Genomic DNA, 21488 nt, shown 5'->3' with positions numbered 1-21488 from the left:
CCCGCAAGTCGATTTCTGCCGATGGCCATGCAGCGACCATGTCGCGGACGCCATCGGGAGTGTCGACGCCAAACCCTAACAGACCGTTGATGTGATCTAAGCGTTCTTCACGAACCGCTCGTCTTTGATTCCTAGTCTCAGCTTCCATTCCATCGCACCGCAATACAGCACCGGTACGACCAGCATCGTCATGATCTCGATCGTCATGCCGCCAAAGCTGGGGATCGCCATCGGAACCATGATGTCGCTGCCACGTCCCGTGGAGGTGAGGATCGGAATCAATGCGAGCAGCGTGGTTGCCGTGGTCATCAAGCAGGGGCGAACGCGACGCATGCCAGCGGCAATGGTGGCTTCGCGTGCATGCTTGGCGTTCTCGATGTGGTCCTTGCGAAAGCTCTCGTCCAAGTACGATGCGATCATCACGCCGTCGTCGCTGGCGATACCGAACAGGGCGAGGAACCCGACCCAGACCGCGACGCTGAGGTTGATCGTTTTGACCTGAAACAGTTCTCGCATGTTGGTGCCGAGTAAACTGAAGTCGAGGAACCATTCGGTACCGTACAACCACAACATGATGAAGCCACCGGCCCATGCGATCAGGATGCCGCTGAAGACCAATGAGGTCGTGATGGCCGACTTGAATTGCAGATACAAAATCAAAAAGATGATTCCGAGGGCTAGCGGCAACACGATCGACAAAGTCTTTTGCGATCGAATTTGATTTTCGTAGTTGCCTGCGAATGTGTACGTCACGCCGGCGGGAAGCGTGAACTCGCCCGACTCGATCTTAGCCTGCAGGAACGCTTGGGCATCTTCGACAACATCGACTTCCGCTTCACCGGGCAGCTTGTCGAACAACACATAACCAAGCAAGAATGTGTCTTCGCTCTTGATGACCTGCGGGCCACGGGTGTAACGGATGTCGGCGAGTTGCCCGAGCGGAATTTGTGGTCCCATCGGCGTTGGGACAAGGATTCGTTCGAGCGATTCCAGGTCGTCTCGCAACTCGCGAGCGTATCGCACTCGAACGGGGAATCGTTCGCGGCCTTCGACGGTCGTCGTGATCTGTCGGCCTCCGATCGCGACTTCGATCACGTCCTGAACGCTGCGGATGTGCAGCCCGTATCGTTTGATCGCGTCGCGGTCGATATCGATTTCCAAGTACGGTTTACCGACAATGCGATCGGCGATGACGGCGGATGATTGGACAGTTGGGACTTGCTTCAGCAAGGCTTCCAGCTCCAACGCGACCCGTTCGATCGTTTCAAGGTCCGGACCTTTGACCTTCATTCCCATCGGTGCCCGCATGCCGCTTTGCAGCATCACGATCCGAGCAGCGATCGGTTGCAATTTGGGTGCCGACGTCGTGCCGGGAATCTGGGCTGCCGTCGTGATCGCCTGCCAAATGTCATCCGGCTTGCGAATCTCATCTCGCCATTGTCGGAACAGTCGGCCGCCGGGATCAGGGATCAGCTCGCCTGCTTCGTCGCGGACAAATTCTTCGGATGCGTTGTCGTAGCGAAAGTTCAGCCGATGACCGTTTTGATCGGTTTTGTATTCCGACTTGTAAGTGATGTAGGTTTCGAGCATCGACACGGGAGCCGGATCGAGCGGCGTGTCGGCGCGACCGATCTTGCCGACGACCGATTCGACTTCTGGAATCGAAACGAGCAATCGGTTTTGCAACTGCAACACGTCGAGTGCTTCGCCGATCGAAGCGTGCGGCATCGTTGTCGGCATGTAAAGGAACGAGCCTTCGTCGAGCGGTGGCATGAACTCTTTGCCAAGACCCGGCAGTAAGTTGCTTGCTGCTTTCCAAGGAGCGGTCTGTCGAACGGTCGTTTCAGAAACGCCAACGATCGAGAGCGTCTGGGGGACGAACCCGAAGACCTTGTCGAAGCCCAACCAAGCCGATCCGCCGAACATCAGGATCGCAGTTGGCAAGCAAAGAAATGCAAGTTTGTGATTCAGGCACCAACGCAGGATCGGTTCGTACAGGAATCGCTGAAAGACGGTAAAGAACCCGAGGATGCTCCCGATTAATCCGCCGACGAACAGCAAATTCAGCAGCAAACCTTTCTGTGGCCCCAGCGGCAGCCATTCCTGAGTCAGCAACACCCCGACGACCAACGCCGCGAGTGCACTGGCTGCGTACGGACCGTATCGCTGGAACCGTTCGGGAATCCGTTCTTCGTACAGCTTGTATGCCGACAACACGATCAAGATTGCACCGACCCACCACGTCAGCAGCATCGACGCGGCGATGCCCAGGATCAGCAACGCGAACCAAGCTCCGCGACGCAGGCTCTTGGATTCAATGCGTCCCCCCATCAGGACGTGGGCGGCTGGCGGAATGATGGTCAACGCGACAATCACTGACGCAGCGAGCGCGAATGTCTTGGTGAACGCGAGCGGCCGAAACAGTTTTCCTTCGGCACCCATCATCGTAAACACGGGCAGGAAACTGACCACGGTGGTTGTCACGGCGGTCAGCACCGCACCGGCCACTTCGTGACTGGCCTTAAAGATCAACGTCATCTTGTCGTCTTCGGGATCGGCCTCATCGAGATATTTGAGAATATTCTCCGTGACAATGATTCCCATGTCGACCATTGTCCCGATCGCGATCGCGATGCCTGACAACGCCACAATGTTGGCGTCGACGCCGAAAGTCTTCATGGCGATGAAGCACATCAGTACCGCCAGCGGTAACAGCGAGCTAATCAGGAACGAGCTGCGCAGATGGATGACCATCACCAGGATCACGATGATCGTGACGAGGATTTCTTCAAAGAGCGCCGTGTTTAGCGTGCCCAGCGTTTCGTAGATCAAGCCCGTACGATCATAGAAGGGAACGACCGCGACTTGGCTGGTCGTGATCCAGGTCGGCCACTGTTCTTGAGGCATGCCACGAAGATGTTTCACCCACGCATCACTGCTGGGGGTTGTTCCTGTGATCGGCTCCAGGTCATGCTGATCAGCGTACAGATCAACTTCATCGGCCGACGTCTTGGTGTAATCAACGAGCACCTTCGTCGGCAAACCCGGCGAGACTTCTTTAATACGTTGCTTGATGTTCTTGATCGCCGCCAACGGGTTGTAACCGTAACGCACGACCGCGACACCGCCGACGGCTTCGGCACCGGCTTTGTCGAGCGCACCTCGACGAAGCGCTGGCCCAAGCAATACGTTGCCAACATCGGCCACCGTGATCGGCACATTGTCAGTCACCTTCACGACGGTCTTCTCGATGTCTTCAATGCTCTCGATAAAGCCGAGACCCCGGATGACGTATTCGGCCTTGTTCAATTCAATCGTTCGCGCACCGACATCGACATTTGTCATGCGAATGGACTCGAATACATTGGCCAGCGTCACACCAGCGGCCCGCATCGCGTCCGGGTCCACGTCAATTTGGTATTCCTGAACGAAGCCGCCGATCGAAGCGACTTCACTGATGCCTTCCGCTGACATCAGCGAATAACGAACGTAGTAATCCTGGATCGTTCGCAGCTCTCGCAAATCCCAACCACCCGTCGCGTTGCCATCCGGGTCACGGCCTTCGAGCGTGTAGAGATAGATCTGTCCAAGCGCCGTCGCGTCCGGTCCCAGCGTGGGTTGCACACTTTCCGGCAGGGTTCCAGCCGGAAGACTGTTCAGTTTTTCTATCACCCGCGTTCGCGACCAATAGAAGTCCGCGTCTTCGCCAAAGATGATGTAGATCGACGAGAATCCGAACATCGAATAGCTGCGGATCGTCTTCACTTCAGGAATACCGAGAAGCGCGACCGTCAGCGGATAACCGATTTGGTCCTCCACGTCTTGCGGGCTACGACCCATCCACTGCGTGAACACAATTTGCTGGTTCTCGCCGATGTCCGGAATCGCATCGACGGGTACGGGATCGCGAGGCAACGCTCCGGTGTCCCAGTCGAATGGAGCGACCATGACGCCCCAACCCATCGTCGCAATGACCAACAACAAAATGACCAGCTTATTGGTCAAGCAGAACCAGATCAGTCGACCAAGGATAGAGCGTTTCGCGATTTCAATGGTCTCATCGTTGTTTGTCATGCTAAATTACTTGGCCTACAGCATTTCGACTTTGTCGGCACACTTCAGCATCGAAGCGCCGTAGTACGGATTGCGAACCGCGTCATCGGATTGAAGCCACGACGCACCGCGACCCTCGAAGGCCATCGGGCAATGAAGCTCATAGAGGGTTTCGTCGGTCGGCAGTCCGAACATCCGCTCGAGACTCAACATCTGCTCGGACAGTAAAGCGAACCCGCTACGCAAGGGTTCGAGATCGTTCGCCTTCTGCAGTCGTGCAATGATCTCAGACAAGTCGCGTTTCTCTTTGCTCCACACTTCGACCGATTTGGCTTTGGAGACGATCGGCAGCAAGCCGGCCAATCTCCGATGCAACGGTTCGACTGCTCGCTTCGCCGCTTCCATGTCGTCGGCCGCGAGTGCTTGACTAAGTTGCAAGTAAGGAGCGACAAAACCACTGAGTTGTTCAACGACTTCTGGCGGAGCGTCCATGGTCGCCATCGCTGGCATCTGCATTTCGTCATGCGACATCGGCAACGGAAACTGACCCTTCATCTGATCGACGTGCTGGCGAGTCAACGCGAACACCCGATCGGCATCACGCATGGAATTGACCTCGCGGCCTTCGGTGACATCGTTCCGCAATAGCATCGCAACCTCGAACCACTGCGGTCGCATTTGAGGACCGATCAAGTCTGCCGGGACGGCCTCCACATTTTTACCCAGTTGACCGTAGCCTTCGCGAATCGCTGCGAGGTTCGCCGCTTCGACCTTTTCTAGAATCCTTTTGTATCGCTCAACAATACCTTGCATCGCGTCACGTACCGCTGCAGCCAACTCCATCGGACTCGTGTCCATTTTCACACCTTCGTCTGCCTTAGGCATTTCCATGCCGCCGTGGTTGTGGCCTCCCCCGCCGCCACCTTGCGGCGTCATCATTGAGGGCTTCGCAGAAATCTGCAGCGCACTATCGAGTTTGAAGTTGCCGTTGGTCACGACCAAGTCGCCTTCTTCGAGCCCGGACTTCACTAGGTAGAAGTCGCCGGCTCGCGGCCCGATCACGATCTCGCGACCGGCGTATGTCGGCTTCTCTGCATCGGGAATCTGGACGTACACAATCGCTCGCGTTCCAGTCAGCAGCACAGCCTTTACGGGAACGATTAAAGGCTTCGCGGCATTCGTTGGCTCCGCTGTGACGTAGCCAAGCGACTCGGCTCGCACCAACGGCATGCCGCAAATGTCACAATCGCCCGGTTGGTCCTTGATGATTTCCGGGTGCATCGGACTGATCCACTTTCCCGCCAGCGAAGCATTCAGTACTCGACCGCCGGCCGCGATATTGCTCTGCACGATTGCGCGCACGAACATTTCCGGCTTCAAGCGACCATCTTCGTTCGGCACATTGACTCGAACCTTCACGGTTCGCGTGTCCTCGTTAAGTATTGGGTCAATGAACGCGATTCGGCCGCGGAACACCTCGCCGGGATATGCTTCTGTCGTGAACTCGACGTCTTGCCCGTACCGCAACCAAGCCAGGTCCGATTCGTAAGCATCCATCTGAACCCATAAGACCTTCAGGTCAGCGACGGTGTAGATGCGGTCGCCAGTTTGAACACGGTCGCCTTCTTGCTTGTTCTTCGCAACCACCACGCCGCCGGCAGGTGAATAGATCGTTACGGTCTCGGACGACTTACTTCGCTGTTCGATGGCCTGAATTTGCTCTGAGGTCAAACCGAGCAAACGCAGCTTCTCGCGAGCGGATTCGGCAAGATCAAGTGGTTCGATGAAGCGCGAGGTACTCAGCGGTCGATCACGCTTCGTCACGGAAAGCAATTCTTCTTGAGCCGTGTAAAGTGACTCGCTGTAAATTTGCACCATGTGATCGCCCTTGTTGACTTCGACGCCCGTGAAATCAACGAACATGCGTTCCAAGCGACCAGGCACCCAAGCGGTGATGTGTGCGAGGCGAGTTTCGTCGTAGTCGATCTTGCCGACCATGCGAACTTCGGCCGTCACATATTGCCGACGCACGGGACTGACTTGCACCTTCATCAGACTCTTGATTTCTGAACTGATCGAAACCGTGCGGACTCCGTCGGCCGATTCCCTGACTGGCACCAAGTCCATCCCGCAGATCGGACAACTGCCTGGACCGTCCCGACGAATCTGCGGGTGCATGCTGCATGTCCAGATCGAAGGCTTGGATTGAGCTTCCCCCGTAGCGGAAGTCGCAGAGACTTTCGACTCGCCTGATTCCCCGCCACCAAACCACGAGGCAACGAACACACCGAACAGCACAAACGCTACCGCCTGTGCAATCCAGAGTTTTCCGCGGTGTCGTTTGATCAGTTCGTTCATGAGATTTCCTTAAGACTTGTCCAACCAATTCACCAGCGTCGCCACTTCTTCTTGATCGCGAACGCCGACGGCGGTCACACTTCGTGTGCCTTGCTTCCAGGTCGCCGCGATGCTGGAATCGAGATCAACGAGACAGCAATCCTTGTCGCCACACATCGCCATCGTAGAGGGACGATCGCCGAACCACGCGGTGTCTTCGTCGTCGTGCTCAAACAACACCAATGTCGATCCGTCACTGCGTTTGCAAACCGCTTTCACGCACGTGCAACACGGCATCTTCAACACGCTGGTCGACGCCAATGAATAACCCTCTGGCAATCCGCCTGAGATGATCGGTCGATAGCCGACCAACCTCACAGCACCATCCGAGTCGACGGTTTCGCCGCTGTACTTCGACAGCAGCATCTTTTCCGCAGCGTCCGGATCGCTGGGCAATTTCTGCAAATAGTCGGTCATCACGCCGGCGAACTCGGCCATGTGCTCGGCTGGCATCTTATTGTTGTGGGTATGCCCGTCGCTGCCGTGCATCGCCATCTTACCACCGTTGCCAGCCATGTCGTGCTTATTGTCGCCGCCGTACCAAAGTCCCGCACCCAGCAGCACCAAAACGGACGCCGCCGTCGAAACCAATCCCGCCCCGTACGGTGACTCGCGAACCCAAACGCCAAATCTCCGCGACAGTGTTACCGGCTCTGCTGGCGTCGGAAGCTCACGTTCAATTCGCTGCCACAGATCGGCCGGTTTCGCCAGGACGGGAGCCTGATAGAAAATCGAACCAAGCGATGCGATCGCTTCCAGTTCGGACGAGCACGCTGAGCACGATTCGACGTGTTTCGTGATCACAGCAACCTGCGCAGCCGACAACTCACCGTCGTGGTAGGCCGACAGAAAAGGCTGCACCGATTGGCACTCGTTCGTAGACATGACCCGCTCATTCTCCAGGGGCGTTTTTGCTGACGTGGTTTTGGATGCTCGACGAGTCCATTTCTTCACGGTTTCAGCAGAAAAAGATAATTCTCTCGCCAAGTCGTGAAGAAAGCCACGCCCCACGCATCCAAACGCACATTCGACGGAACATCCGCCCTCGTATCTCTGCAAAGGCAAATCCAATGCGTTTGACAAAATCGCTTCCCGTCCTGCTTGGCGGTCTACTCGTACTGGGTCTCTACGGCTGCAAAAAGCCCGAGACCGATCCCATCATTCCGCCGGCGACCCCCGCCAGCGAAACAGCCGATGACCATTCGGATCATGACCACGGCGAACACGCCGACCATGACCACGCCGCCATGGATGCCGATTCACCGATGGCCAAGATGATGCTCGGTCTGAAAGAACTGTCGCCGGAAGACTCCAAGTCCGCGATGGCCCAACACATGTGCCCCGTCAGCGACGAGATGCTCGGCACGATGGGAGCCCCGGAGAAGGTCGATGTGAACGGCAAGTCTGTGTGGATTTGCTGTGACGGCTGCAAGGAAAAACTGCTCGCCGACCCCGACAAATATCTCTCAAAATTGAAGTAACCGGCAACGACAAAGCTTAATCCCGAAAGTACCAATGGCCACTAATGAGTTCCTGAAACAGATTTCCTCCACGAGACAGACAACGACGATGCAAAGTGTCTTGAGCGTCATCGACGACTACACGTTCGATAAACGCTACAAGCTTGATACCCGAACCGAGGTCGCAATCAACGACCTGGACATCAGCGAAGAAGACAAACAGCACACTGGTAAAATACAAGCCAACGCGTGCGAGGTACTTTCGCAAGATCGTGGACAAGGTCGACCTCCCTGACGAAGGCGTGTTCGTCGACGTTGGATGCGGCAAGGGCCGAGTCTTGTTGCTCGCTACGGAACACGGATTCGACCAAGTCCTCGACTTGGAAATCTCGCCCGCGTTATGCCGGATCGCGGAGCGAAACGTCGAGGCGTTCGGCAAGGTCTGTCCCAATGCTGATTCGATCAAAGTCACCTGCACAAATATTCTCGACTATCAGATGGCCGGAAACGAAACCGTCTTCTTTCTCTACTCACCGTTAGACTACCCCGTTACCGATCGCTTCCTCGAAATGATCCGGTCGTCGCTCAAGGAACACCCTCGCGACCTTTGTTTGATCATCGACGAATTTCGGTTCCCAGAGTTGTTGGCCGACGCCGAGTATTTCGAGCAGTCCCTGATTTACGAGTACGGATCGGCTGTCTTCCACGTGTATCACCACACAAGCTAACCCACGACGGATCGCCTTTCTCCCAATTTCCTCCGCAACGGAACATTCCATGAGACGTCAATTCTTCGCAACCGTATGCACTGCCGCACTGTTGGCAGCACCCCAGTTCGTATTTGCCCAAGAAGCGGCCACACCGCACAACCACGCTGACCATGACCACGCGGCTCACCAGCACGCCGGTCATGCCGCCGAAGCGACCGCTGGCCCACACGGCGGGACCGTGCAAATCGTTGGCGAACGCCGTGTCGAAACCGTGATCGCCGACAAAGGTATCATGTTCATGATCCTTGGCAGCAACGACCAACCGATCGCACCACCCGATGCGACTGGCACCTTGAAATTGCGTGTCGGCGACAGCGAGAAGGAATACAACTACGAACTCAAGACACTGAACAACCTCGCCATCGGAGTCGGCGTGGATCTTTCCAAGGTCGCTGATCAGCCGCTGCACATGAACGTCCAGATCACAAACATCGGCAGCGAACCGCTCGGCTTCCACGCGATGGGGAAACTCGCCAGCGGCAAACTATCCGACGAGTTACTCATCAGCCTTCAAGCCACGTGCCCCGTTAGCGGCCAACCACTCGGCTCGATGGGCAAGCCACCCAAGATCTCGATCGGCGACAAATCGCTGTTCGTTTGCTGTGCCGGCTGCACGAAGAAAGTCGAAGCATCGCCGCAGCAATATCTGACCGAGTACTACACCGCCAAAGGCGAACAGGTCCGCGAAGGTGTCTTCCAGTCGACGCTCGCCGACGCCGACGCGATCGCCGCTCAGAAAACGTGCCCCGTGATGGACGAACCACTCGGCGGCATGGGCGTCCCCGGCAAAGTGAATGTGAACGGTAAAGCCGTCTACATCTGCTGCCCCGGCTGCGCCAAAAAGCTAGCCGCCGAGCCAGACAAATACCTCGCCGCCTTAAAAGCCAAAGGCGTCACACCGCCCGCGTTCTAGCAGCGACACTATTCTTGGTTTCTCTAAGCCGCATTACCCAGCGTTCTCGGCCGGTCTCCCAAGAGACCGGCTCTTCTTAGGAGGTAGCAAAAACTAGTCTCGCAAAAAGCGAGCGTTTTGCCGAGCCAAACCCTTTTCACGTTGGGACCGTCAGGGCGATTAAGACATTCCTTAACCCGGAGCGGCAGAGAAACAAAGAAATCCCGCCCAGAGAGGCCAAATCACCGCCGATCCCATTACCCAATTCATGACGCGGGCAGAGAAACGAAGAACTCGGCCGGGCGTCGGTGAATTCGCAAGCACCGCGAAATACGGCGTAAAAAAAAAGGCTGACATGGGAGCCATGTCGACCCCTTGTTCACATCAGGGTCGGAAACGCCTTTGATCGTTCCGAGAAGTTGTGGGAATCGGATTCGGATCAGCGACTGCGGGGTTATGAACTGGACCGATATTTCGCTGCATCGGTCAACTCGACCGATGCGACTTGGCAATTCTGCTACGGCGCGGCGGTTGGACAAACCTCCGCAACTCAGCCAGCCGCGAAGCTTGCTTCGGTCTTGGCCACCTCGGCGTATTACCGCGGCGACAGAACACCGTTTTGGACGCGAAAACGTGTCTTTTTTGGCTCATCCGACTAAAGCGTACTTTTTCTGATGGAGCGAATAAAGCAGTAGTTCGAAGTATTCGCGATCACGAATGCCGTAGGATTGTCGTTGGAGCGTCTTGATTTTGTTATTGGTGCCCTCCATCGGTCCAGAAGAAATCCGGTGTTTGAAATAACTCAACAGCCCTTCCTCAAGCCGCGTCAGGGTTTTGGCCATCGTCTTCAATGGTGAAAGTCCTGTCGCGGTGGCTCGCCGCCCAAACTGCGATGACTTCGCAGCTCAATGAACAACAATCGGTCATCTACTCTGGCCATAACCAGCTCGAACAGGATCGTCGCGATATCGCATCGCAACGTCACCGAGATCCGATCATCGCGACGGTGATTCAGAACTTTGGGCTGACCGTTGCGTGCGTGCTGCCACTCGTCGTCGCGGTGTTCGTGATCCGGCAAATGTATTTGCAAGAACCGGACCATGCGGCCGTCGCTGAGATGCTCGTTCTCGAAATGACATCGGATGAACCAAGGTTGTTGCCGGGGCCTGCGTCTTGGCGTCCAGCGTTGGATCACGACGACGAGGAAACCAATCACGCATTGTTCAGTGGTGACTCGACGGATGACGTCGAGCCACCGATTTAACCATTTCACTTAAGCAAAGGAGAACCAATCCATGAGCCACATTGTGGAAATCAAAACAGAAGTTCGAGACGAGGTCGCGGTTGGTTCCGCTTGCCGTCGTCTCCAACTCGATCCGCCCACGCGGGGCACGGTCAAGCTGTTTAGCAGCGAGGCAACCGGCGTGATTGTCAGCCTTCCCGGCTGGCGATACGCGAACTTTCATCGGTTCTTGCAATCCGCTGAGGTCGTCCAGGCGCTGGCACGGCAGATCGTGGCTGGCAAGCAGAACCGCACGATCGTGGTCGTGCTTTCGCCGGTGGTGCAGATCCCGACGGAACTCGAAAAGATGTTCGTCGTGATGGAGCATGACCTGCCCAACCGCCAGGAACTCGATGAGATCGCTCGGGGAATCGCCACTGAAGAGGGGGAATTGCCGAAAGACTCTGAACTTCAAACGGTGATCGACGCCGCGGCTGGCTTGACTCGCATGGAAGCCGAGAACGCTTTCAGCTTGTCACTGGTCCGTCAGGAACGGATCACTGCCGATGCGGTTTGGGAAATGAAGACCCAAACGCTCAAGAAAAGCGGATTGCTTTCGCTGTATCGCGGCGGCGAGGACTTCAGCAGCCTGGGAGGCCTGTCACCAGTTCACACGCTGGCTCCCAAATATTCCGATCGACGCATGCACCAGCGTCAATCTGTTATCCGGCGATCGGCCCGTCCGCGACACTCCATTGGCAAACGCTCAAGGCATGTGCTTTCACCACGGCGCCCAGCCCATGGCAACGAAGACTTTGTCGAATTGTCAGTGTTCCAAGTCCATTCGAGGCCATGTCGCGGAGATTGTTTTTACGGAATCTGTCATTTTGGTGAACCATCCGGCCGCGAGATAGTCTATCTCTTCGAACACACAAGTCACATTCACGCCACGAGCGAGTAACGAGCTTTCTGATGTTATCAAATATTCAATCCAGTCGACTCGAACAGATATACGAAGGCAATGCGTTCGGCGGGCAACCGCTGAATATCAATAATGCCCCGGCGTATCAGGGGTGAGAGCGGCGTCCTTATAAGGCGACGGTCGCGGGTTCAATTCCCGCCACGCCGACTGAAACGAAACATCAACGACGACACATGGGATTGTGGCAGACAAGGTAATGCATCGGACTCCCTCGCCTTCCGCTTGTTTGAAACGGCTCGATGGTGAAACGGACATCATCTCTGGCTTCTAACCAGAAGTTCCGGGTTCGATTCCTGGTCGGGCTACTGATGGAAACAAAGCCAGCCGACGTGGCTCGATGTAGAATGGCACCGCTCTTGGCTGTCATTTTTTTTGGCGTGACCCATGCTGGTGCGAACCCAGTCGTCGGCTCTTGTGACTATGAATGATGAAGACAATCAAATGACTCGCGGGTGTGCTGGACAGCATGGCAGTCTTCGAAACTGTCGGACCAGGTTCGAAGACTGGGCGAGTTACTCGGCTCTGAACCAGAGCCGAGATCGAATGTTCTCGGAGTGTGCCGGATTCGATCCCCGCCAGCGGACAAGTGTTCGCGAGTAGCTCAGTAAAAACGTCTGGCCAAAACTTCGTCGCCACCCCTACACGATTGACTGCCTGATTGGACTACATCACCTCGACTGTCGTGGGTTCGAGTCCCACCGAAGCGAACCTTGCGTTCGCTTCGTAGCTCAGTTGGTAGAGCATCGAACCGTCTGATTAACAAACTTCGTCAATCGTTTTTACAAACAACACCAGAACAAGGCGACTGCCGGTTCGGAGTACATAGGTAGAGCGCGTCGAGCGATCGACGAGGCCGCGGGTTCAAGCCCCGCTCGGTATCCGCAAGGAACGCCGGTAGCTCAGAAAGAAACCTCCGGCCAAAAACTTCGTCGCCCATCGTACACGACTAACTGCCGTTTCGGAGTACATCTTAATTCGGAGGTTGCGGGTTCGATTCCCGCCGGCATTGCCAAGCGGTGCCGTAGCTCAATTGGATAGAGCATCGAAGCGATTCTGATTCAACCACTTCGTTAGTCGCGTTTTCCCCAATCGTCTCGAGAGATCGAACTATGCGTGTTTTACATTCCTGTTTCGCCATTACGACGGGCCGCGAGTAATCCAAACTCGCTGCCCGACAGAGAACACGCCTGCACAATTCAATCTTTCAACGATTACGGAAACATGAAAACCACAACCGAAACTCGATCCAAAACCGTGACGACCGTCGCGGCCAGCGTACTATCAGGCACCCGCGATCAAAGTTCGCCCTTGGTAAGTGACGGTGAACAGCGCCGTGAAGCAAGAGTCGGGGTGCATCATGATGCGTCTGGCGATCATTCGCACACGAGCATCAGAGAAAGATCGATGATGGCGAAATTCGATTAGTCCCGGTTTGACCATCGCGGCAAGAGCGTTGCCAGCCGAGTCATGCTCGTAGCTTAGGCCCGGAAGCTTTGCAGCGCAGTGTTCCGTGGTGTGCGGGAAGAAGTGCACGGCGGTATCGTGGGCAACGAGCTTAAACAGGTAAAGTTGGAGAGCAACACCCACGGACTGTTTCTCTGGCCAACGACGACCCTCTGCTCGCCTCAGCAGTGGCACAGCCGATTTCTCATGACTCGCTGCCAGAAGTCAGTGCGGAAGTGGGGGGATTGGTGTCAGACGCGAACGGCACGGCCTCGCGTCAAGCCTCGTTCAAGCCCCCAAGAAACGCGAGAGCGACTGCTCGAAGCGGCGGGGCCCATTCTGGCCACGTTCGGCTATCCCGAAGTGCCAATGCCCGGGAGAACCATATTGCGAAAACTGCTTGAGGATGCAGGTATCAACGCGAGCGAAAGGGAGGTCCGTTGGCTCATCACTCAAAACCTTCCGGTGGGGAGCCTAGTGGAATGCACCCCGCACTGTTTCGCGATCGCTCGAACGTCTCGAGTTCCCGCGTCCCACAAACGAACGATTTGGCTTGTGAGTGGATCGTGAATCACGAGCGGGTCGAGAACTCCGTCAAAGATCGGCTGGGCCATGCAGCTACGACGGTGGTCCTGACCCAGCAAAAGGATCAGGGCTTTGCCCCGTTGGGCCCGACTTGGGCTCGAAGCTGTCCGGCAATTAACCGGGCGTGAAGCTTGAAAGGACGGCGGTCTCAAGCCTTGGCGAGAGCGTAGTCGAAGCGATGAAGCTCAGGCCATATGTAGGCCTTGTCGAGAAGTCTTCGCAGCTTGGGCTGAAAGGCAGTTTCAGGGTCGCCCAGCTAGAGACATTTCAAATAGCGGAATCGTGATCCCCTACGATAACGTGCTGGCGTCACTAAGGGAGGAAGAGCGATTTGATTTACTGCGTGCTTGTCGGCATTTCTCGGCGATGACTCGCCAGTGGCGTCGCGAGTATCGAAAGGATTTCGTAGGCTTGGATTCACTCAATGCTCACAGCAGTTTGGATGAAATGCGACAGACGCTCGTCGAGACTATTGACCTAAAAATTGACGATAGCGGGTATGGTCACGACACTTGCGTGCAAAATGCGGATGAGTTGACGGAGCTTTGGCACGCAATTTTCAATCGACTAGAGCCTGGATTCCCGAGCCTGAACGGAATTACCGCGTTTGGAAGTACTCGCATAGCGGGACACGGCGTTCCGATTAACAAGGCGTGTTTCATTTTTGATTCCGAAACGTGCTTTAAGCGATTGTTGACGCGAACGGGCGGACATGTGGAAAAGCGCTTCGGCTCATGCGTCGAATCTCGCTGGAGTAGCGACAACATTTGAGTGGATTTTCCGAAAAACGCCGCGTAAGCTATCAACTAGGTTTCAAAGCATCGACGAACTCAAGCAACTTGTTGTGTTGGAATTCCTCGTTCATCCGCGCACTTGATCTATCCGAGTGCTGGCGATACTACGGATTTTGGACGATCCCGGATTGCGGGGACGCTTTAATGACCGCCTGCAGATCTCTACGGTGTGTTTCGGTGAACAAGACGTCGAACGACTTCCCAGCGAGGACGATCGGCAAACGATCACCGTCGAGACTAGCAAATTGCTCAGCGATCGCGTCCTTCGATTCGTTGGCAAACTGAACCATCGCCGCGTGGTTGGGGCAGAGTGCGAGATAGTTTTGGAAGTGTAGTTTCTTAGTCTTGGGAATGAATTGAACGGTCTCAAAGTAGGGATCACCGTTGGCCAAAGAAAACGGAACGGCGTTCTGACAAATTTGGCAAAACATAGCTCCATCAGCATTGGTGTATTGCTCGCACAGATACGTTTTTATCTCCTTTTTAACGCTGGGGCTGACCGTTGAAACTGATCTCGGTCGGTTCTCCTTCTCATCTTCGGGAGCGTCCAAAGCGAGTTGACTTACTTTTTCGGCTCGTCGTTCGGGATTGGCGGGCGAGCGTTCTGGTAGTTCAACGTTCGTTCTTGAGCGATATTCAGATCTGAACGATTGCCGCGCGTCGGCATCTAGGGCTGCAAACCACTTGGCATCCTCGAGCGACTGATCATCGTTGAAGCCCAACTCAACGGCGAACTCCTTTTTCTTTTTGTACTCCTCGGATCGCTTTGCGATGTTTGCGCCAAACGCGATCGCAGTGAGCCATTCCCAACCTGGGGCGTACTCGAAGTCATCCGGTAACAATCGGGTATCGGCGTCGGCCGGTCGAACGAAATCACCGCCGCGCTGCGGTAACCATCTCGAATCACGCAAGATATAAGCAAGCTGAGAGACCGATTCACGCGTAGGCTGCGTTAGATTGTTGCGGTATTTCGCACGAGTCCAGCTTGAGTCCTCGTGCCGTGAGAGCGTCTTCCATAGCAGTCTGGCCAGCGGTACGGACGGATTTAGCAACGCTTCGTCTAAACCAATAATTTGATAGTCTTCGTCGATCTGATAGCGACTTGGATTTCCAGGCGCCTGTTCAACGAGATATGTCGCGTTGATATTCGCGTTGCAACTCGTCGTGGAAATTTGGAGGCTTGACAATACACCGATAGTTTCGGCAAACTCAAAAGCTATCTTAGCTATTCCGTCAAATTCTGCATACTTTCTAGATAGGGCGAGAGGACCGCGTCTCGTACCAACGGTTTGGAAGAATGCAGATAGTCCACTCGCGCAGTATGGCTCATCCAGATACAACTCGGATGGACGCGACCAGATGTCAGTTTCGCTGAGCAGCACGTGGCGTTCTGCAAATAGATCGACTGATCTCGGTTTTGAATGAATTAGCTTAAGAAAACGGCTTAAATCACTGAGATGGTCAGAGAAATTTCGTGTCGATTTATTCAAATAGTATGTATCAAGGATCGCTTGAATTTCTTCGAGTTCACCGACGGCACGAACCCCTGCAACTTCGAGAAACCTCTTCGCTGCTTCCTGATCTACTTTGCTCTTACCGCTTTCAAAAACATGCGAGTCCACCTTGGGAAAGCGGTCATCATTCTGTGTCGCACTCTTGCCAAAAAAAGCCTGATCCGGCATTGCGAAACTGTGGTCGACTAAGCGAACAATTCGCATTGCTTTAAACCGATCGAGAACGCCCTTCTCGCCAAATTCTCGGTAGAGCATTGCGTACAGTAGTTGAAACCAATCGGCAGGCTTAGATGCCAACCAATCGTCAAATTCCTCGCTTGGCTCCGGCATTTGTTGTCTGCGGCTTCGAACATCCCGAAACCAATCCTCGCATTTTCGTCTCGCAAGCAAACTAGCAAAACAATCAATGTCCCAGCGTCGAATATCAAGACTAGCCAATAGGCGATCCGCGTGACTGTTTCGTTGTGGTGCAGCAATTGCCCAATCACATGCGTTATCGTCGTTTAAAATCTGCCGAAGATCATCGACTGTTAACAGTTCTTTTAGGACGGCCTTCGCTTGAAGCAACTTCCGTGCTGGGAAATGGGTTTTGGACATAGTAGGCGTTAGCGAATCCACGTTCATTGAATCGATAATCGCATCGCGAATCGCCCGATACTTTAACGGTATTGTATCGTTGTGATGTGGAAGCACATTCAGAAAGTCTACGGTCAATAGACCAAGGTCACGGATCATTTTCAGTGACTCCGGTAGCAGGTGCGCCAACTGTTGAAACAATGGTTCGTTCGCTGGCGTGTCCTTAATACTCGCTCGGCTCAACTCCGGCACAAACGGCGCGTGAATATGGAACCTTAGCCCAGAGACTTCCTTCTCAGCAGGGAAATAGACAGACACCCGCGCGAGTGAAGGTGGAACAACGCGGAATGCCTCTGAAATCGGATCGGAGTCGCGCCGCGCAGTATCACTGTTTTTCGCCTCCAGTGGAAACGCAACGGCCACGTTCTGCGAAGGGAGACCGCCTACTGACTGTTTGAATCGTAGGAAAGACGAACTAGCGATTATCTTGCGATCGACTATCTTCTGAACTTCGATCACATGAGGCGGTCGGTCGATGCGTTTCAGTTCACCTTTGTCACCGTCTATGACCTCCCATTTTACTCGATGAATATGGTTCAAGAAGAGCAGCAACTCTTCGGAAAGCAACTGCAGTCCCTCTGCCGTCTCGCTAAAGGCAGCCTGTGGCGATTTTTTCGCATTATTAAATGGAAAACTAAAGACAGTTGCGTTGTCTGCCGGCGTACGTGGCGGAATTTCAGTGGGAAGAACGAGATCACTGATTCGGAAGTTGTGTGTCGGTGACCAGACTGAGGGAGTCTCGGAATAGGCGAACACGGCCTTGAAGCCAACACCGAAGCGACCAATTTTGTCTTCGTCGTCTCGCTTGGTTCCCTTGCCAATGTTGGTGATTCCCCAAACATCGTCCTCCGTAAACGACCTTCCATCGTGAGCAAAGATGAGTCGATGTTTCTCCAACCGAAACTGGACAATTCGTGCCCCGGTGTCCTCGGCATTTTGCAGCAACTCATAGATAAAGTGAGCCTTGTCGGGGTAAAGTTCTTCAACGAATTGCCGAAGCCCCGAGTACTCTTCGTCGACTAAAACATCCGCCAGTTTTTGTCTTTTTGCCCGCACCTGTTCGATAAAATGCACTCTCACTGCCCCTTCGCATTTACGATATGCAACCGTCCAACGACAACTTGTTTCGCATGGATATCCGCAGTTCCAGAAGACTTTTCCAACTCCTCAAGTCGACGTTTACCGTCTCGCTGCGCCGACGCAAGTTCTCGTTGCTTCATCAGTGTGATTTTGTCATTCGTGGCAGCGTTGATTTGATCTTCGAGTAATTGGCAGCGTGCTCTACCGCTGGCTAGTAAGCTCTGAATCCGATGCTGGACCAACTCAACGTTGCGAGCGATGTGTTCGGCACGAGCGTCGCTCCACTTCGCGTGATGGCGAGCGTCCAATCGTTTAATCTGTTCGGCTTCCAGGCTCCTGCCTTTGGCTGAATCAGACGCAGTCTGAAGCAACGTCATCAGTTGAGCCTCGACCTCTGGCGAATCACAAATCGCGACCAGTGTTTCGTCTGGCTTCACACCGGTGTTCCGCCATTGATGGACCGCGAATGCGTACTCTCCCGGAACGAGTGTGTTATCGACGATTTCCAGGCTAACCGTCAGCATCCCATTCCGCTGCAATGCTTCGGCGGCTTGCCGCACAAGCGGATGTAGTACGTTAAGATAGGTCGCCCGGTCATTTTCGGCGGCTGTTTTTTGGTCGAATGTGATTGACAGCGTTGGCAAGTCACCTTTGAGCCATTTTTCCCAGTGTCGCCAAACTGGCTCGGTTGAACGCGGGAACTTACGAAGAGCGTCGAGCAGTACGGCGCGAGCTTCTTGATTGAGTCGAAGCGTCTTGAGCGGTTTCTCGCCCAAGACGTATTCTCCACACGAATCGATTTTACTGGCAAGGTAGGCCTCTACCGTCTTCTGCAACGATTCCGCAGAAAGCCAGAACGACTCAGCCTCCTCAATCTCCTGTTCCCACGTTTGGTTCGGTACATTCAAACCGAATAGCTCGGCTTGCTTCGATTCCAAGGTTTGCTCTTCTTGGATCCGCCGAATACCGTTATCGGACAACTGCGCCAACTGCCTCTCGCGCTGCTCAGGCGTCAATGCGAAGCTCTCTTCGATACTTCGCAATTGGCCGGTGATCTCGCCGAGTATTTCTTCACTGCCGCCGACCGAGTGGTTGAACACGCCGATGCGAAGCAAGCATCGCTCATAGATCTCAGCGTCCACTGTTCCCGGAGTGATCAAGTTGACAATTGCAACGGAATTGCTCTTTTGCCCATAGCGGTCGATGCGACCGATTCGTTGCTCGATCCGCATTGGATTCCAGGGTAAGTCATAATTGACGAGCAAGTCACAGAACTGGAAATCCAAACCTTCGCATCCCACTTCCGACGAAAGAAGAACGTCAATCGCATCATCACGCTCTTTGTCAAAGGAAAATCGCTTGCGAAGATCAGCACGTTCCTCGTCAGGTATGCCGCCGTGGATCACGCCGAACCGCAATCCCTCGTGTTCACAGCGGCCAGCGAGATAGCTCAGCGTATGCCTAAACGTGGTGAATAGGAGTGATTTGTTGTTGGGCATCTTGCCCTTGTCGCGGAGTACTCGGAGTAACTCGTCGGCTTTTCTATCATCGGGATCGAGATTCTCGGCCAGCGAAATGATCTCATCGACGCTCGCTTTGATTTGAGACAATAGCGCAGGCTCAAGCGCACTTGGAATTTCACCCGATTCGTCCGTAATCTCCAAGTCTCTCAGCTTTCCTCGAAGGATGTCGCTCAAGAGCGGTTTGAGTCCGTACAAACAGCTCGCCGCTTGTCGGCGAACGGTAGTCATCATGAACTTGACATTCTGCTGACCATGTGACGCGGACAGAATGTTCGCGATCGTTTCCAATAACTTGTCATGAAGCTCCTGTTGCCCGACGGTGAACGGGGCATTGAGCGTTTCAGGCGTTCGTACCGTGAACTCGCCGATGTCACGCCGCCGGGTTCGATTGATAAGCGAACTGAATGTGTAGAGTTCCTCGATCGTCCGAGTGACCGCGACGCGATCATGGTCTGGGATTTCGTTGCTGCGAAGTAGGTCGAACGCAGATTGAAATGCAGGCGACTCGCGAAGGAACAGCTTGCCCCATTGGGTCTCAGCGGCTTCCTGCAAATGATCAACTGCTCGGCCTTGCCAGCCATCTCCTGCGGTACGGCACTCACTTACCGCCGCGTTAATCGGTTTATTGGGCGCGGCCATCTGATTGAAACTGGCATGGTCGATAACCAAATCCGGACGCAAGACGTTTAGCAGGGTGAACAGATCTTCGCTGCCGAGCTGCACGGGGGTCGCCGACAAGAAAACGACAGCTTCGGCGTTCTCGCAAAAGTAGCGAACCCCTTGGTGCAAGAACGTTTGCGGATTTCGCAAATGGTGAGCTTCGTCAACAATCACTAAATCGAATTTTGGTGGTGGATCGAGGGAAAGTAAGCCTTCTTTTGCCCTGCGACTCTTCCCCTCACTTCCGAACAGCAAGTTTGAGTCAAACAACGAGAACGGGACAATCGCCTTCTCGTATTGCTGCGGCCACTCGCCGTCGAGATCTGTTTCCTGAATACAATGTCGAAGTGTTGGTCCGTCCAGAGCGGTGAACTGTTCATCAAATCGTTTCATCTCCAAGAGCCATTTGCGTTCGGCAACCAGTGCCTTCGGGCAAATGATGAGCACGGATGAAATGTCCATCCGCGATTTCAGTTCCTTGATAATCAACCCCGCTTCGATCGTCTTGCCGACACCGACTTCATCAGCAATCAACAATCGAGGACGATCAGCGCGGATCAATTTTAAGACTGGCCGATACTGATACGGAACGAATTGCACTCGCCCGCTGCGCAAAGAGAACAGCTTCGTCGATGAGGGCGAAAGCAGAATCAGACTTGTCAAATAGGCGTGCAGATCCTTCGCAGTCAATGAACTGGATTCCGCACTGGATTGCTGATCTGCCGTTAGCTGGCTTTCGTAGTACTGAGTCGATGTTCCCTCGTGGAACACGGTGTATCGAACTTCACGTCCGCTCCTGTCGATGCCAATAATGGGAACCAATACCGAGCAATCTGACCGTAGTGCAACGATATCGCCTACGCGAAAAGAGTTTGTCGTTTCCTCTGGCTCAACATCCGGTTCGGCAACTGAGGTTGAACTGGGGACATCGATCGAACCACTATGATTTGAACTTGGACTTGTTTCGTCGGTTGAGTTCAGCGACGACATTTCAGCAATCGCCTTGTTCTTATATTTCTCGACTTCTCCACGCAAGATGCCGTCGGCGTCCAGCATTGCGAGAACTCGGTCCAGCGTATCCGCATCTCGATAACGATCGCTCGCGGACACAGCCTCCGACGAAAGGTGCGCCCATCGGTTCCGAATGGTTTGAAGTTCTTTAATCCAACTACGACCTTCACGCGGCAAATTGAGCGATCGTGAAAGTTCGTACCAATTCTGATCGACGAGTCTTACCAACGCTGCAAAGTCAAACTGTTTCAGATCGTTAACGCGTTTTTCCGAGACCATTCGCTGTTGCTGGAAACTCAGCGCACTAACCACAAACTTCTGCCACCAATTTTCACCGAGCTGCGGCAAACTAATCGACAAGAAACCCGCGAACGCTCTGGTTGATAGATGGAGAAGTTCGTTCATGAAGCAAAAAACAATGGTAGAAAACGCGGCGATTGTCGACGATTGTTCTTATTCTACCAGA

General features: G+C 54.3%; 14 protein-coding genes and 2 tRNA genes. 9 read left to right on the top strand and 7 right to left on the bottom strand.

The window, feature by feature from the left end; translation table 11 throughout:
- Window positions 1-96: 96 nt before the first annotated feature.
- From SH410x_RS01965 to SH410x_RS01955, 3 genes are read right to left on the bottom strand one after another with little or no spacing between them, the layout of a single operon-like run.
- Window positions 97-4074 (bottom strand): efflux RND transporter permease subunit, encoded by a 3978-nt coding sequence (locus SH410x_RS01965; RefSeq protein WP_473674132.1) that lies wholly within the window; start codon window positions 4072-4074, stop codon window positions 97-99.
- Between the two features lie 15 nt (window positions 4075-4089).
- Window positions 4090-6411 (bottom strand): heavy metal-binding domain-containing protein, encoded by a 2322-nt coding sequence (locus SH410x_RS01960; RefSeq protein ID WP_473674130.1) that lies wholly within the window; start codon window positions 6409-6411, stop codon window positions 4090-4092.
- A 9-nt stretch (window positions 6412-6420) separates the two neighbouring features.
- The gene (locus tag SH410x_RS01955; protein ID WP_473674128.1) at window positions 6421-7335 is read right to left on the bottom strand and encodes an anti-sigma factor family protein; all 915 of its coding nucleotides are present in this window, start codon (window positions 7333-7335) and stop codon (window positions 6421-6423) included.
- A gap of 185 nt (window positions 7336-7520) precedes the next feature.
- Between SH410x_RS01955 and SH410x_RS01950 the strand changes: the two genes are divergently transcribed.
- Genes SH410x_RS01950 through SH410x_RS01935 form a run of 4 tightly spaced genes read left to right on the top strand, consistent with a single transcriptional unit; the run spans window position 7521 to window position 9593 of the window.
- A complete protein-coding gene (locus SH410x_RS01950; protein WP_473674126.1) occupies window positions 7521-7931 on the top strand; it encodes a hypothetical protein in 411 nt (136 codons plus the stop codon).
- A 34-nt stretch (window positions 7932-7965) separates the two neighbouring features.
- Window positions 7966-8205 (top strand): hypothetical protein, encoded by a 240-nt coding sequence (locus tag SH410x_RS01945; protein WP_473670557.1) that lies wholly within the window; start codon window positions 7966-7968, stop codon window positions 8203-8205.
- Window positions 8183-8638, top strand: a complete 456-nt coding sequence (locus SH410x_RS01940) for a methyltransferase domain-containing protein (RefSeq protein WP_473670559.1) — start codon at window positions 8183-8185, stop codon at window positions 8636-8638. The genes SH410x_RS01945 and SH410x_RS01940 overlap by 23 nt, the downstream gene beginning before the upstream one ends.
- 49 nt (window positions 8639-8687) lie before the next feature.
- Entirely contained in the window at window positions 8688-9593 is a 906-nt protein-coding gene (locus tag SH410x_RS01935) for a hypothetical protein (protein ID WP_473674124.1), read from the top strand.
- A 626-nt stretch (window positions 9594-10219) separates the two neighbouring features.
- Here SH410x_RS01935 and SH410x_RS01930 read toward each other — a convergent pair.
- The gene (locus tag SH410x_RS01930) at window positions 10220-10414 is read right to left on the bottom strand and encodes a transposase (protein WP_473674122.1); all 195 of its coding nucleotides are present in this window, start codon (window positions 10412-10414) and stop codon (window positions 10220-10222) included.
- A gap of 8 nt (window positions 10415-10422) precedes the next feature.
- Here SH410x_RS01930 and SH410x_RS01925 point away from each other — a divergent pair, with 8 nt between their 5' ends.
- The 4 genes from SH410x_RS01925 to SH410x_RS01910 all read left to right on the top strand — a co-directional run bounded on the left by SH410x_RS01925 (window position 10423) and on the right by SH410x_RS01910 (window position 12081).
- Window positions 10423-10836 carry a hypothetical protein gene (locus SH410x_RS01925; protein ID WP_473674120.1) on the top strand — a complete coding sequence of 138 codons (414 nt, stop codon included), beginning with the start codon at window positions 10423-10425 and terminating at the stop codon, window positions 10834-10836.
- Window positions 10837-10867: 31 nt separating this feature from the next.
- Window positions 10868-11755, top strand: coding sequence for an AAA family ATPase (locus tag SH410x_RS01920; protein WP_473674118.1), 888 nt, complete (start codon window positions 10868-10870; stop codon window positions 11753-11755).
- A 99-nt stretch (window positions 11756-11854) separates the two neighbouring features.
- Window positions 11855-11923: transfer RNA gene (locus SH410x_RS01915), tRNA-Leu, on the top strand.
- An 86-nt stretch (window positions 11924-12009) separates the two neighbouring features.
- Window positions 12010-12081, top strand: a tRNA-Arg gene (locus tag SH410x_RS01910).
- Window positions 12082-13057: 976 nt separating this feature from the next.
- On the opposite strand, the gene SH410x_RS01905 is transcribed toward SH410x_RS01910, so the two are convergent.
- Complete coding sequence (locus SH410x_RS01905) at window positions 13058-13363, bottom strand: hypothetical protein (RefSeq protein WP_473674116.1); 306 nt, start codon at window positions 13361-13363, stop codon at window positions 13058-13060.
- A 723-nt stretch (window positions 13364-14086) separates the two neighbouring features.
- Here SH410x_RS01905 and SH410x_RS01900 point away from each other — a divergent pair.
- On the top strand, window positions 14087-14575 hold the full coding sequence (locus SH410x_RS01900) for a hypothetical protein (RefSeq protein WP_473674114.1): 489 nt from the start codon (window positions 14087-14089) through the stop codon (window positions 14573-14575).
- 127 nt (window positions 14576-14702) lie between these two features.
- On the opposite strand, the gene SH410x_RS01895 is transcribed toward SH410x_RS01900, so the two are convergent.
- Both SH410x_RS01895 and SH410x_RS01890 read right to left on the bottom strand, forming a co-directional pair.
- Window positions 14703-17804 (bottom strand): sacsin N-terminal ATP-binding-like domain-containing protein, encoded by a 3102-nt coding sequence (locus SH410x_RS01895; RefSeq protein WP_473677225.1) that lies wholly within the window; start codon window positions 17802-17804, stop codon window positions 14703-14705.
- 20 nt (window positions 17805-17824) lie between these two features.
- Window positions 17825-21427, bottom strand: a complete 3603-nt coding sequence (locus SH410x_RS01890) for a helicase-related protein (RefSeq protein WP_473674112.1) — start codon at window positions 21425-21427, stop codon at window positions 17825-17827.
- Between the last annotated feature and the right edge of the window lie 61 nt (window positions 21428-21488).

This window comes from Rhodopirellula sp. SH410 (assembly GCF_055811895.1).
The sequence above is the reverse complement of the archived record's forward strand: the minus strand, read 5'-3'. Positions and strand labels throughout refer to the sequence as shown.

Excerpts from the sequence above, each read along its gene's own strand:
- SH410x_RS01945 (WP_473670557.1), top strand. The coding sequence starts at position 7,966 with ATGGCCACTAATGAGTTCCTGAAACAGATTTCCTCCACGAGACAGACA.
- SH410x_RS01935 (WP_473674124.1), top strand. The coding sequence starts at position 8,688 with ATGAGACGTCAATTCTTCGCAACCGTATGCACTGCCGCACTGTTGGCA.
- SH410x_RS01965 (WP_473674132.1), bottom strand. The coding sequence starts at position 4,074 with ATGACAAACAACGATGAGACCATTGAAATCGCGAAACGCTCTATCCTT.
- SH410x_RS01950 (WP_473674126.1), top strand. The coding sequence starts at position 7,521 with ATGCGTTTGACAAAATCGCTTCCCGTCCTGCTTGGCGGTCTACTCGTA.
- SH410x_RS01920 (WP_473674118.1), top strand. The coding sequence starts at position 10,868 with ATGAGCCACATTGTGGAAATCAAAACAGAAGTTCGAGACGAGGTCGCG.
- SH410x_RS01955 (WP_473674128.1), bottom strand. The coding sequence starts at position 7,335 with ATGTCTACGAACGAGTGCCAATCGGTGCAGCCTTTTCTGTCGGCCTAC.
- SH410x_RS01960 (WP_473674130.1), bottom strand. The coding sequence starts at position 6,411 with ATGAACGAACTGATCAAACGACACCGCGGAAAACTCTGGATTGCACAG.
- SH410x_RS01930 (WP_473674122.1), bottom strand. The coding sequence starts at position 10,414 with ATGGCCAAAACCCTGACGCGGCTTGAGGAAGGGCTGTTGAGTTATTTC.
- SH410x_RS01925 (WP_473674120.1), top strand. The coding sequence starts at position 10,423 with ATGGTGAAAGTCCTGTCGCGGTGGCTCGCCGCCCAAACTGCGATGACT.
- SH410x_RS01890 (WP_473674112.1), bottom strand. The coding sequence starts at position 21,427 with ATGAACGAACTTCTCCATCTATCAACCAGAGCGTTCGCGGGTTTCTTG.